15 protein-coding genes and 1 pseudogene are annotated in these 13,372 nt (G+C 42.3%); 6 read left to right on the plus strand and 10 right to left on the minus strand.

All coding sequences use genetic code 11. The features are described 5' to 3' along the window. Positions 1–87: 87 nt before the first annotated feature. On the minus strand, positions 88–795 hold the full coding sequence (locus tag AB4238_RS15485) for a DUF445 domain-containing protein (RefSeq protein WP_372034238.1): 708 nt from the start codon (positions 793–795) through the stop codon (positions 88–90). A 308-nt stretch (positions 796–1,103) separates the two neighbouring features. On the opposite strand from AB4238_RS15485, the gene AB4238_RS15490 reads away from it, so the two are divergent. Next, complete coding sequence (locus AB4238_RS15490) at positions 1,104–1,484, plus strand: VOC family protein (protein WP_372034239.1); 381 nt, start codon at positions 1,104–1,106, stop codon at positions 1,482–1,484. A gap of 7 nt (positions 1,485–1,491) precedes the next feature. Here AB4238_RS15490 and AB4238_RS15495 read toward each other — a convergent pair whose 3' ends face one another. Then, positions 1,492–2,487, minus strand: a complete 996-nt coding sequence (locus tag AB4238_RS15495; RefSeq protein ID WP_372034240.1) for a 2Fe-2S iron-sulfur cluster-binding protein — start codon at positions 2,485–2,487, stop codon at positions 1,492–1,494. A gap of 193 nt (positions 2,488–2,680) precedes the next feature. On the opposite strand from AB4238_RS15495, the gene AB4238_RS15500 reads away from it, so the two are divergent. The 3 genes from AB4238_RS15500 (at position 2,681) to AB4238_RS15510 (ending at position 7,088) form a co-directional block, all read left to right on the plus strand. Then, complete coding sequence (locus AB4238_RS15500) at positions 2,681–5,788, plus strand: DUF748 domain-containing protein (protein ID WP_372034241.1); 3,108 nt, start codon at positions 2,681–2,683, stop codon at positions 5,786–5,788. Positions 5,789–6,010: 222 nt separating this feature from the next. Then, complete coding sequence (locus AB4238_RS15505) at positions 6,011–6,652, plus strand: Type 1 glutamine amidotransferase-like domain-containing protein (RefSeq protein ID WP_372034242.1); 642 nt, start codon at positions 6,011–6,013, stop codon at positions 6,650–6,652. Positions 6,653–6,731: 79 nt separating this feature from the next. After that, a complete protein-coding gene (locus AB4238_RS15510) occupies positions 6,732–7,088 on the plus strand; it encodes a glutathione S-transferase N-terminal domain-containing protein (protein ID WP_248975318.1) in 357 nt (118 codons plus the stop codon). Between the two features lie 88 nt (positions 7,089–7,176). Here the strand turns inward: AB4238_RS15510 and AB4238_RS15515 are convergent. From AB4238_RS15515 to AB4238_RS15545, 7 genes and pseudogenes are all read right to left on the minus strand, one after another. Beyond that, positions 7,177–7,821 (minus strand): annotated as a pseudogene (locus tag AB4238_RS15515) (CatB-related O-acetyltransferase). A 156-nt stretch (positions 7,822–7,977) separates the two neighbouring features. After that, on the minus strand, positions 7,978–8,382 hold the full coding sequence (locus tag AB4238_RS15520) for a hypothetical protein (RefSeq protein WP_372034243.1): 405 nt from the start codon (positions 8,380–8,382) through the stop codon (positions 7,978–7,980). Positions 8,383–8,397: 15 nt separating this feature from the next. Continuing rightward, positions 8,398–8,895: a hypothetical protein gene (locus tag AB4238_RS15525; RefSeq protein ID WP_372034244.1), complete on the minus strand. Its 498-nt coding sequence runs from the start codon at positions 8,893–8,895 to the stop codon at positions 8,398–8,400. Positions 8,896–9,109: 214 nt separating this feature from the next. Next, positions 9,110–9,517, minus strand: a complete 408-nt coding sequence (locus tag AB4238_RS15530) for a CBS domain-containing protein (protein WP_220736246.1) — start codon at positions 9,515–9,517, stop codon at positions 9,110–9,112. After that, entirely contained in the window at positions 9,514–9,864 is a 351-nt protein-coding gene (locus AB4238_RS15535; RefSeq protein ID WP_372034245.1) for a P-II family nitrogen regulator, read from the minus strand. Before AB4238_RS15535 ends, AB4238_RS15530 begins: the two co-directional genes overlap by 4 nt. After that, positions 9,854–10,639, minus strand: coding sequence for a DUF1538 domain-containing protein (locus AB4238_RS15540; protein ID WP_372034246.1), 786 nt, complete (start codon positions 10,637–10,639; stop codon positions 9,854–9,856). Before AB4238_RS15540 ends, AB4238_RS15535 begins: the two co-directional genes overlap by 11 nt. Then, positions 10,639–11,373 carry a DUF1538 family protein gene (locus AB4238_RS15545; RefSeq protein ID WP_372034247.1) on the minus strand — a complete coding sequence of 245 codons (735 nt, stop codon included), beginning with the start codon at positions 11,371–11,373 and terminating at the stop codon, positions 10,639–10,641. The genes AB4238_RS15540 and AB4238_RS15545 overlap by 1 nt, the downstream gene beginning before the upstream one ends. Positions 11,374–11,641: 268 nt before the next feature. Between AB4238_RS15545 and AB4238_RS15550 the strand changes: the two genes are divergently transcribed. Beyond that, a complete protein-coding gene (locus AB4238_RS15550; protein WP_372034248.1) occupies positions 11,642–12,049 on the plus strand; it encodes a GFA family protein in 408 nt (135 codons plus the stop codon). Between the two features lie 83 nt (positions 12,050–12,132). Here the strand turns inward: AB4238_RS15550 and AB4238_RS15555 are convergent, their stop codons facing one another. Next, positions 12,133–12,822 (minus strand): energy-coupling factor ABC transporter permease, encoded by a 690-nt coding sequence (locus AB4238_RS15555; protein ID WP_372034249.1) that lies wholly within the window; start codon positions 12,820–12,822, stop codon positions 12,133–12,135. 113 nt (positions 12,823–12,935) lie between these two features. Here AB4238_RS15555 and AB4238_RS15560 point away from each other — a divergent pair, with 113 nt between their 5' ends. Then, complete coding sequence (locus tag AB4238_RS15560; protein WP_372034250.1) at positions 12,936–13,358, plus strand: hypothetical protein; 423 nt, start codon at positions 12,936–12,938, stop codon at positions 13,356–13,358. Positions 13,359–13,372 lie beyond the last annotated feature (14 nt).

Here is a 13,372-nt window from a genome sequence, read left to right on the forward strand (position 1 = left end):
GAGTAGATCGGTCAACCGAGCATTTTCATACTAAATGATCGGCATTAGAGCCTTAGCTCCCTTTAAAAGTTATAACCAGTACAACCATTAGCCTTGAACCAGCGCCGCGACTAAACCAATTAAGCCACCAAAAATACCACCCCACACCACTAACCAACCTAAGTGTTTCTTGATCATGTCCTGCACTATCTCTTTGACCAATTGTGGTGTTAATTCATTTAAACGTTGGTTGACAATATCCTCTATTTTCACTCGCATATCATCGATAACATTGCTCTGTTCCAGCTCAGCTTTAAGTAACTCATAAAATTGATCTGATTGAGAGATATCGCTAAGCGATGTTTTCATTTTTTCCATAAACGGCTCGCGCAACGGTTCAATCGCATCGGTACCGCCAAACATCGATAACATGCCACCGAGTGAGGACTGTGAAACAGTGCTGACTAACGCGTCAAATGCAGGAGACAGATCTAACTTCTCAATCACAGGTTGCAGGTCGATATGCTGCTCAGCATTCCCCTGCTGCGATAGAAATCGCTCAATATTTTCTTCAGTAAAAAACTGCTTCATCATCAGATGAGCAATCCCTTCTTTAAATTCTTCAAAGCGAGATGGCACTACACCAGAACCGTAGAGGCCTGGGATTTTTTCAAACAGCATATGAATAGCTAGCCAGTTAGTGACCGCACCTGAAAGTGCGAACAAACCAACAGTTAGAAGAACTGGCTGCGCTAATAAGTAGCCGGCTAATACTGCGAGTGCAGCAATCAAATTGGTAACAACACTTTTATTCAAGCTAATTCCCCGTAAGCATGATCGAAAACGGGCTATGTTACCTCCAGGCAAACTCACTAGGCAATAGAATTATGCTATTACGACCAAATCTGCCACAGGGATAACAATGGGAAAATACCATTAGCTACCTAGATCTCTTTATCAATTTAATCGCTAAACAATTCATTCACAGCACCTCAAATATGCCGATTGACTTCAACACTTTAGACTATGTAAGACATTTTAGAGAGCCAAAACTGTGCAATATTAGCTCTTAAGGCTAGGTTAGAAGCTACATTTGTTTGAGCAGTTCCTAGCAAGAAAACCCAATGAAACCCACCTCTGTCAATTCAGGCTCATTAAGCTGGCATGAGTTAACAGCTAGCAGTAGTAAAGAAGCCATGGCCTTTTACAGCCAAGTGTTTGGCTGGAAATTTAAAACCATTGTTGTAGCCCACGCGCCCTACCATATTATTATTAACGACGGCATTGATATCGGTGGTATCGCACAAAGCCCAGCGCCAGCCATGCCCAGTAATTGGACTGGATACATCACGGTAGAAAACGTTGATGCTATTGCCGAAAAGGCTCATGAGCTAGGTGCAACCATTCTATTTGGGCCTGAAGATATCGCAGGTATCGGTCGCTTTTGCTGGCTAAAAGATCCTCAAGGAGCAATTATCGCAGCAATTAGTTACCTTGCCCTTTAAGGGGATGTTAACCGCGTTTTACTGAACGAAGATCTTTATATTCAAATGGCAATACATGAATTTTTGCATACTCAAAACCATCCAAAAACGCTTGTTGCTGAGCTTTAACAACGGCTTCTGGTTCACCACAAAGAAACACTCTATTATGCCGAGTGACTGGATGCTCACTCGCAGCAAGCTCAAAGGGTTGGATTTGTTGGCAACGTAAACCCGTTAAATCAATTTGAGCTGCAGCGGTAATACAAGCCCGATAATGGACATTTTTATGAGCTAACATTAACGATAAACATCGCTTTTGCAGATATAGTTCTTCAACTGTTCGGGCACCATGATAGAGGTATATCTCGGCTTGATGTGACATAGCTAACGCCTGCTCAACAATTCCCAACGCAGCGCCAATACCTGCTCCATGACCAATCAAAATCAGCTTATCTTGTTGATACTCGGCCTTATAAACACATTGCCCTAAGGGCCCTTGAATAAGCAGTTGTTCACCATTGCTGGCAGTATTAAATAACCAACCACTAAACTGGCCATTGTACTTTCGAGTAACATGCAGCTCAATGACATTGCCGTCGACTTTAGCGATGGCATAACTACGCGTCAGACCGTCATGGCGTCTAAGGTTAATATATTGCCCTACTAGGCAATTGAGGTTTTCAGAAACCTTCACCACGACTTTCATCATGTTATCCGTCATGAATACCTGTTCAACTAATTGGGCAGATACAAACAGGTCTTGCTCAAGCACCGTTTTCAGTTTAAGCCCTTCAGCAGGGATACACTGGCATGCGCACAGATAATGGTTCGCCTTGAGGCGAGCACTTAAGCCTCGCTGAGAACCCGTGGACAGATCCCCACCAACATGTTGTAGCAAACACGTTTTACAAGCTCCTTTCTTGCAGGAGTAGTTGAGTGAATTGCCACTGCGAATAAGGGTCTCAAGTACCGATTCATTTTCATCGGAATCAAAAGCTTGGCCATCTAAAAAGAAAGTTGTCATGGGCTAACGTTGTTTCTCAATTAATAACAAAAAATAATATGATCTCAAGCGCATTTCTATAATAATGTAGCTAAAATTATAGGAGTCTATTTTTGCTTTGTAACGCTTTTGTAACCGCCAAAGGTTTCTACTCCTTGGGTTACGGGCTAGCAAAAATGAGGTACTCATTCATTAAAGAAAAAGTAAGGTCTGTATGACTATCGTCCCCAAATCACTTGTTGGATTTAGAGATAAATTTCGCCAACTACCTCGCTACCTGCGTCTACTCTCGTTCGCTGCTGCACTGTACCTTGTGTTTACCGCAATCTTAGGGTTGCTAATTCCCTTCATTGCAGTGAAACAAGTGCCACAACAGCTGTCGAGTATGTTGCAACGCCCTGTGATCTTGAACGATGTTCGAATCAACCCCTTTACTTTAGAAGTGGCTATTGAGCAATTTCAAATTCAGGAAAGTAAGACTACCCTAAACAGCGACGAATTTGTTGGATTTGAACAACTTACTTTTGAATACCGCTTTTGGCACTCTATTTTTAATACCGCTTTTAGTATTGCTGATGTGACATTGTTGAACCCTACACTGAATGTTGAGAGACTCAAAACCGAAGACTCATTAACTTTCAATTTTAGCGATATATTAGACACTCTGGCAAAAAACAGCGGCCCAGCAGAGGAAACACCTGAGACTGCAACAGGCCTGCCTCACTTTATGGTTGAGAATTTGGCGATTGTTGATGCAGATCTTAGCTTTATCGATAACATCACCGAAGGCAAGTTACGCTACCCCCAAGTAAACCTGAACATTAAGTCATTTGACTCACAAAATGCATTATCTGTGTCGATGCAAAGCAGACAGGGCGTACAAAGCAACCACTATGCTATCCATCTTGTGGGTAATAATGGTGGAGAGATTGCGACTCAAGGTATTGTGCAACTCGAACCACTTTCTATTGTGGGTGATATTCAATTGACCGATATTCAATTGCCACAGTTTTGGTCTTTTGTTGATAAGCAATTTATTGCTAATTTAGGCTCTGGTAGGTTAAGTGTCGACAGTCAGTACCGCCTAGAAGAGAAGAGTGACTATTTCCAAGTCACCAGCAATGAAGGCTTAATCAAGTTCGAAGACCTTACGCTGATAGATGACAAGGCAACGGTTGCCAGCTTACCTATCTTTGCTATTGAAGGGATAGAGTTTGATCTGCATCAGCAATCCGTTAGCGCTTCTAGAATTCGATCTCAGGGCTTAGTTGTCAACACTACCCTCAATCAAAAAGGCAGTAACCTCGAAAAGCTATTTGGGCCAAAGTTGGCGGCCACTCCCGAAACTAAGCAACAACAAAACGACGTTATTGATAAAGCAGATAAGGAGACACAAAGCTTACCTTGGACCGCGGTATTAAATGCTATCGACATCGAAAACTACCAAGTGAACCTAACTGAAAAAATTCTCACCCAAGGGACTCTTTGGCAGATAAGTGACCTTAAATTACACACAGATAAAATCAATGCCGACCTATCCAGCCCCATCGATTACCAACTGTCGCTTAATATCAATCAGCAAGGCAGCTTATCCGCAGATGGCAGCATTGATATTAAACAGCAAAATGTGTTGAGCCAATTGCAGTTATCAAATCTCGGTTTAAGCCAATTTCAAGATTACCTTAGTCCATACATCAATATCGACTTAAAGCAGGGATTGCTGTCCACTAAAGGCAGCTTAAAACTCAACAACGAGGCAGATCAACTTAGCTTTAATGGTGCGTTAAATATTAGCGACCTGCTTGTAAAAGACACAGTGAAAAAGAAGACATTGCTAAAATGGAAAAATGTCGATATTAATGCCATTGGTTTCGATAACGCGGCCAATAGCGTTGAAATAGACCACATAATGCTAGAGCAGCCTTACGGGCGTATCATTATAGCTGAAGATAAAAGCACCAACTTTAGCGAGCTGATGGTAACCCCTACAACCACTGAGTTAAGCCAATCGGCTGAGGGAAAGGCACACGCTGCCACTAGCGTAAAAGTCGTCAAGCCAAACACGCACAAAACAGAGCAAGCAGGCACCACAGCAATGGCTATTAGTATTAATAAAATCAGCATTAACGATGGTTCGACCTTCTTCGCCGATAATTCATTAACCCCTAACTTTGCAGCCAGTATTGAGCAGCTTAATGGTCAAGTCACTAAACTATCCTCTTCGAGTCAACAAGCGGCATCAGTAGACATAAAGGGCAAAATCGATCGTTACGCACCAGTGACGCTAAAAGGTGATATCAACCCCCTACTGGAGCAGCCATTTTTAGACTTGGCCCTTGGTTTTAAGCATGTCGAACTCACCTCTGTAAACCCGTATTCAGGAACTTACGCGGGTTATTACATCGATAAAGGTCAATTATCGCTAGATTTAAACTACCGTCTTGAGAACAATCAATTGGTCGGTGATAACCATTTAGTGGTTGATCAACTCGAACTAGGTAAACCCAGTGACAGCAGCTTAGCCACCACATTGCCAGTGACGTTAGCAATTGCCCTATTACAAGACCGCCATGGAGTGATTGATTTAGGTCTGCAGGTTTCAGGCGACTTAGATGAACCTAGCTTTAGCTTTGGTAGTATTGTGATGACCGCCTTTACCAATGTTATCACCAAAGCGGTAACAGCACCGTTCTCGCTATTGGCAGGTTTGTTAGGCGCAGACGACGATGAACTCGATAAAGTCAACTTCGACGCTGGCAGTGGTGAGTTAAATGACCAAGCTAAAGAGACTTTAAGCCAATTAGCCAAAGGCTTAGCTGATCGACCTATGCTTAAACTCAATGTTGAGGGTGCGGTCAATGTTGCCGACGACAACCGCGCCTTATCTGAAGTGCAACTCGCTCAGAAATTAGCGCAGCTTGCTCAACTTGAAATAGAGCAACTGCCAACCGATTTAAGTGCCAGCACATACCCAACAACAGGTGCGCTATCGGATGCGTTAAAGTTACTGTATGAAACTGAACTCGCCAGCCCTGCAGTTGATGTTAAAACTGCTATTGAAGCAGAGCACCAAGGTGATAATGCGCTAACAGATGAACAGCTGACGACTCGCTGGCATATTGCATTGTATAATTTCAGCCTAAGCGCGCAGCGGATCTCTGATGATGCGCTTGGAGACCTCGCTCAGCAACGGGCAAGTGCAGTTAAGACTTTCTTAGCCGACAGTAAGACTGTCGCACCAGAAAGAGTATTTTTACTCGATAGTCGAGTTAACTTAAACACTGGCGCCAGTCAGGCGTTACTGACGTTGACCGCCAATTAATACCGTTTGCAACAAGCTAATACCCATGTTCGCCAACGAGTAACTGCTGATTGAGTCGTACACCTAAGGCACCTAGTAAGGTGCCTTTTTATATTAATACCTATATGTGTTACGAAAAGAGTTGGTCAAAAATAATCATAATTTTCAGTACACTACTGTTTATTTGCTTGGTTCTCAAAGGTATTATTTAACGCTAAGGACAATACTTTTAAAGGAATAACGATGAATTTAGCTTTGATAAGCCAACCCACAACACCTAATGCAATGCGTGCTATCAGCGCTTTGTTGAGCGCGGTTGCCAAAGAAAAGCCAAACGTCGGTTACATCGCCTCTCAACCGGATCCTAATCGTGAGTACTTTACTCAAACACAGCGGCTTTATCAGTCTCTTAATGCACAGATGAGTGTCTATTTAGAGCTTGAATCAGGCTTTAACCATGAGGCGCTTAATGCGCTATTAAACTGTGATGTTATTCACTTATCCGGTGGAGATACCCAGCGATTTTTACGTTCAGTAAAACAACGAGAACTCAACACAGTATTAAAGTCTTTTGTTAAAGATGGTGGTGCTATCGTTGGTGTCAGTGCTGGCGCCATGCTGTTAACCCCATCCATAGCCAGTGCCACACTTTGCGGCGATGTGATAACAGATGAAGAGGCTGCACTGAGTGCCATCAGCTTAGTCAATTTTCAATTTGTGCCCCATGTTACAGATGAGCAGTTAAATCAAATTCATTTTAAGCAACAACTAAGTGAGCTAAAAAGCCCCTGCTATTTGTGTTCAGACAATGACGCTGTGCTGCAAATGGGTAAAGAGTTGTTACTCTACGGCACTCCAACTCTGTATAAAAATCCCGCTAAGTAAACGATTTCTAATCAAAGCTGTTAACGCCGCAATGCATAGGGTAAAATCTTCGCGAATCAAAATACATTAAGGGTAGTAAATGTTTGTTATTCGTTGGGTACTAGGTCGGATCATTTTGTTTTTAAACTTTATTTTTGCGCCAAAAAAGCTAAAGCGTCCTATCGCTGAACAGCAGAAGATAGATGATGCCACTAAAAATATGACCATCTATGAATACAAAGCTTGTCCGTTTTGTGTAAAGGTACGCCGCTCATTACGTCGCCAAGGGCTCAACATTGTGACTCTTGATGCAAAGCAAGAACCCCATAAAAATACCCTTCTAACTGAAGGTGGTAAGCTACAAGTTCCTTGTTTAAAAATTGAAGATGCAGGTCAAGCGACTTGGATGTATGAATCATCTGAAATCATCGGTTTCTTAGATAAGAAGTTTGCTTAAACGTAAAGCATTAAGTCAGTCCCACAAAAAAGGTAGCCTATGAGCTACCTTTTTTAGCATTATAACTCTTACTTCACTGTAGTAAGTCTTAAGTCATTGCTTCAGCTCCATCATAAACTTGCACTGCACTTTTTAACTCCGAGAGATCTGAACTACAGAGATAGCGCTTTAGCGCATTAAACTTATCCTCTGTCCAATCATAGATCTTCAAAGCTAACAGCTCAGAAATGGTACTCTCCTCAAAACGATACTTAACTAACTTTGCCGGGCTGCCTGCAACCACACTGTAGGGGGCAACATCTTTTGTCACCACACTGTTTGCAGCAATAATAGCCCCTTCACCGATTGTCACTCCTGGCATTATCATCGCTCGCATACCGAGCCAGCAGCCATCATGGATATGAGTATCCCCCTTACTCACATAAGCCTCATCAATAAAATCCATAAAGGGATAAAGGCAGAACCAGTCAGCTCTATGGGTATGGTTGCCTCCCATTAAGATGATGACTTCAGCGCCTATACACACATAATTACCGATTGATAGCTTGTCGATATGCCATCGAGGCTCCCGCTGACGGCTCACTTCATCGCCATGTAGATAACGTACCACTTAATTCTCGAAGCCATTATCCCAGCAATCGCTGTAGTAACTGTAACTGCCCTTGATGGTAATATTTTTATTGCTAACCACTTCATTTAGCAATTGATATTTAGACCAATGTTTATTTTTCATAATAACGCTCTATAGTTGGAGTCAAGAATCTAACTGTCTATTCAAAAATCTAAAAAAGCTGACAGTAACTCTGCACTCTTTTCATGTACAAAAGCTGTCACCGCAAACAAAAGTCACTAAACCTCAACAGCTTGAATACTCTCTAATAAATAGTAACTACTTGTTAAACAACTTTTTGATAAGTAGCTTAACAATAATAAGGAAAGCTCCAACAGCCCCAAGCGCATAGATGGAGAGAGTCCTATAGTAGTCTTGCGGGCTCGTATCGATATGGTAGATATGGCTGTGTTTACCGCGAATCACTCCCGTCGAGTAAGCATCAATTAGCACAAATGATGAATAAACAATAACCATAAAGAATAGAAACATAATCATCCATTCAACCTGGCTCTCTTCATTGTCATTAATAGGTTCTGGCTTAGGTTCGGCGTCAGGGTTTTGCTTTCTGTACGCTATCTCCTGCATTAACGCATTATATCGCTGCGGATAACGCTGCTTATTGATATTTTCTTCAACATCATATAATTCAGCTAGCGTACATTGCTTATAATCAGGATCCATAAGGCACTTTTCGATTTAAATTATTTGCAGAGATGAGCTCTTTTCCCATGTTTCCAAAGAAAGTGACCGACCAGGGAATACAATTTTCGAAAAAGGCCACTGTTTTTGGAGCCAGTTTAAAACGGCTTGGTACAGTGTTGATTCCAGCTCAAGACTATCGTCTCTGATCCAGAAATATACAACACAATCATATTGAGGTAATTGACTTGGATCGATATAAATGGAGCCTAAACACCTATTTTTTGCACTGTTAAATACTGAGTAAGCAAATGCAACGCGTGATTCAAACTCTTGTTTATGAATACGTAAACTTTCAGTATTTTCATCCAGCGTCATATCACTTTTAGGCCACATATATTGCGAGCCAAACATACCTTGCAGTCTCACGTGGCTGGACATTACGGCTTCGTAATCTAAAGCTGAAATCGTATCTTCGAGCATGCAAAAATGAAAGTACTGACAATCAAACGTTATCGGTACTTCAAATTCTTGGGGGATGAATAAGGCTGGCACAGTCAACATCGTCCATATGAGTGTAATGCCCCATTAACGGACGGCATATTCTAAAAGTGATAAAGCACTAAACTATTGCTTAACGATAAGTATTTTAACGAGAAATGTCATTAATTGAATAGAGGTGCAAGCATGGGAACGTTATCGGCAGTTTTTTACTCATTTTCAATGAAACGCAACACAAAGCACAGCGGACTGTGCTCTGTGCATTCTTCTAGTCTGCTTTGTTAATCATGCCCTTAAGCACAATATCGTGATAGCTGACTAACCCCACTATTTTCCCTTGCTCAACCACAGGCGCCTTAGTGATACCGAAGCGATCAAACAAACGGGCGCAATACCTCACATCCATATTGCCATCGACTGACAGAACAGGCTTTACCATAATCTCATAGATATTGACTCGTTCTGGCGCTTTATCTTTTGCCAGTACTTTTTTCGCTATATCACTCATGAGCACCATGCCGTACTCATCATCGTCATGACGTTTGTTAACGAACAATACATTGACCTTATGCGATACCGCTTGCTCTATTGCCTCTGCAACCGTTTGAAGCCCATCTACCATGGCGTATTCTTGACACATTACATCATGATTTCTGACTGGATTTTGCTTGCTCATATCTGATCCTCTATATCATGGCTCAACTGTTGGACTTGATGCGCAACACCAACGGCATCTTCAACATCAATTTGAATGGCGATCCCCTTTCCTGAATCACTATCAAATTCACCCACTTCACTAACGGTTTCCAAAATAGCGCGGCTTAGGTGCTCTTCAACCAGTAATAGTACGACATCACGTTGAATATCAAGCGATAGACCCATAAAGGTCTTCTGTTTTTTCAGCCCCTGACCGCGTGCATGGTTAATAACCGTTGCACCCGTTGCACCCTTGCTTCGAGCAGCATCGAGGATCGAGTCTGTGCATGCATCATCTATAAAGACAATTATGAGTTTAAAGCGCATTATTCCGCTCCTTTTGAGTTCTATTTTTAAATTCGACCAGTTGGGCATAACCCATCACAGTGATCATTGGAAATAAGCTTGCAAAAGCTATCAAGCCAAAACCATCAATCAAGGGGTTACGGCCATCAACATTGGTGGCAAGGCCCAAGCCTAACGCCGCAACTAATGGCACAGTCACAGTCGAGGTTGTTACCCCGCCAGAGTCATAAGCTAAGGGCACAATCATTTTGGGGGCGTAAAACGTCTGAATAACCACAATCACATAGCCAGCCATAATGTAGTAATGGATCGGATCGCCTACCACAATACGAAAGCAACCGAGTGAAATCCCAAAAGCAACCCCAATCGCTACCGAGATCCGCAATCCTTGAATGCCAATACTGCCACCGGAAACTTCATTGGCCTTAATCGCCACAGCAATGAGAGAGGGTTCAGCTATCGTGGTGCTAAATCCAATTGCCGCAGCAAAGATATATACCCAATAGTAATCTTGCCATGCATTAACCGTGATTGACGGGTCATCAGCATGGATAAACGCCGGGGAAGTCAGTTGCTCCGCCATCGCTTCGCCAATCGGAAACAGTGCCAACTCAAGCCCAACCAAAAAGAAGCTTAGCCCCAAGATGACATAGATAAAACCGGCAGCAACTCGACGCCAATTAGCGACCGGTCTTTTTAATACCCCGAGTTGAAAACCAAATAAAATCGCCGCAATAGGGATCACATCTCGCGCTGTCAGCATCAAGGTTTCTAGTACTTTGCTTAGCATCTCCATTACAGCACCACCATTCCGTAAATAAGCACAAAGATCATCGGCATCAAACTCGCGAATGCGATTAAACCAAAGCCGTCTAACATTGGGTTTCTGCCTTTAATCACGCTGGCTAAACCTACGCCTAATGCCGTGACTAAAGGTACAGTAATGGTGGATGTGGTCACGCCACCAGAGTCATAGGCAATACCGATGATATTCTCTGGTGCAAATGAGGTCAGCACCATCACCAAAATGTAGCCGCCAATGATAATGTAATGGATAGGCCAGCCTTTTAAAATTCTGACCACACCGAGCAATATGGCCAGACCAACAGACAAAGCGACGGTTAACCTTAGCCCCATCGCATAACTGTCCATGGCGGCTTCACTGTTAACGATTGCCCCAGCGTCAGCGGCAACTTCAGCAGCTTCATTGGCGACCGCGGTTAACGCTGGTTCTGCCAGCGTGGTGCCAAAACCTAATGAAAACGAGAAAATGACTAGCCAAAAGACACTACCTTTTCTTGCTAATGCCTGTGCGAGAGATTCGCCAATGGGGAACAATCCCATCTCCAAACCAAACACAAAGAAAGTAAGGCCTACCACAATGAAAATAAGGCCAATAAGGATAGAAAAAAGATTATCTGGGGCTTGATGCAAGACAAATATTTCAAAAAAGCTAACCACTAAAATAATAGGGATTAGATCTTTAAAGCTATTTAACATTGCTTTTAACAACTGAATAATTGAAGCCATACACACTCCTTTGGGGCTACTGTTCCAGTCTGCCAAAACTGTTAAAAATCACAACAAGCGATTAACACTTTTATCCACATCTGTGACAGAAGTCATAGAGTTATAAGCTACTGACCTAAATACATTATCATTTAAATGCGCTAGGGAGAGATTAACATTCTGTTTGCACTTTGCTCCTTCAAACTTAAGCGAAATAAAACCACCGCCATAAAGTGACTTCTGCCAATAGAGTCGATAGGCTGTTAGCAGTTCACCTAAAGGTTCGCTTATGACAAAGACTATTACACAGCAAGGCGGCTGCTTATGCGGCGCAATCAGGTACCAGTTAACCGCTAGCCCTTTTGCGGCAGATTATTGCCACTGTCGTCAATGCCAAAAAAGCACCGGTTCTGTGCTTGGCGCTTGGATGGATTTTAACATCGATGAGATCAGCTGGTTAACGGGAGCAATGACTGAATACCACTCTTCAGAATTTGTACGGCGTGGTTTTTGTCATCAATGTGGCTCACAGATTAGTTTTAGAGATACTCGTTATCCGAACTACATTACCCTATCAATCGTGTCGCTTGATGAGCCAAATACAGTACAGCCAACGTATCATATTCACACCGACAGCCAACTTAAATGGCTTTCACTGAATGATAACTGTACTCGTTACCCACAATCGAGAAGCTGAATATTAGCTTTCCTCTTTATAGCGAACTTGGGCAGCTTTCACTGAATAGTAATGGCCTTCGCTGATACCTAACGAGAAGCCAGTTACTGCTTCCAAAGGTAAGTTCTATCGGAATAGTCATAAAGCCATTCGGGGCGATAAACCACCAGTATGGTTATTGCCATTCCGTTAAGTAACGCCTCTGGAAATCCCAATAAAGGAATGAGTATTAGATAGTTATCCGCAAGATATAACCAATCATAATCTGTACTCAAATTGAGCCATAATGCCCAGCTAATAATGTGAACCAACATAGATAAAAAGGCATTAATAAAAGCGCCAAAGAAAATATAGATAAACAGATGATGAGGCAGGAATTTAAAGCATTGACTATAGAAGATAAAGCAAACAAATAGCGGAACGCATACGGCAAAAAGAGCATAAAGAGCAAAATCTAAAGGCTGCTTTAACACAAATATTGCAAAGAACAGCACAGGCAATAATGCGATAACACTGGCCATACGCCAACCAAACATAAGCATTAACACTACCAGACCTAGGAAATGCACATGAATTTGGGCTGTGACACTTGCATTGATTAACCAAAGAGCGTTAATTATAAATGTGGCAATAAATACCCGAGATTGTTTTTTGCCTGATGCTAGGAGCTCAGAGAACTGCTCTTGCGGCCAAATGAGCCAGTACCAAAATACCAGTAGTACAGTTGCAATAAGTCCTGCAAGGCTAGAGTTTAGGCTGATAGTATCGACGAGTTGTTGTAAAAATTGCATCACCTACACACTCCCTATTCAGACAACCAAATGTAAAACATTTTAAAGCTCTGCTAACTTGCTTCAATATACGTTATGCTGGCAATTAGAAACCAATTTTTAACATAAAAATAATAATGAAAAAAATCTCTCTTTTGCTTATTTTACTACTCTCTGCCTGTAGCGGTAGGCCTGAACTCGAGCCAGAAGAGTTTGCAGGCCAGCTTACCGACTCATTTAGAACCGATATAAAAAGCAATGGCCTTAAACTATTTACCTACCGCGCCAAGCTAGTGATAGACAGCAATGCTCAGCAGGCACTTCCCCATGAGCAGCGAGCACAACAAAAAAAACGTTCAAGGAAACGTTATCAAGGGCCAGATCTAACCGCTTGGACACAAAAAATAGAGCATGGCCTTAGCCGGACAATCGAAATGACTGGCTACTGCCGCGAAGGTTATATAGAGATCAGCCGCTCTATTCAGTATGACCGAGGCAGTATTAGAGGTGAGTGTAACGAAGGTGCTACTGAGGTTGATATTGCAAAGTTCGACTCTTAAACAAAAAAGGGCTT

The sequence above is a fragment of the Shewanella sp. 10N.286.45.A1 genome (assembly GCF_041470405.1).
In the GTDB taxonomy this organism is placed as follows: domain Bacteria; phylum Pseudomonadota; class Gammaproteobacteria; order Enterobacterales; family Shewanellaceae; genus Shewanella.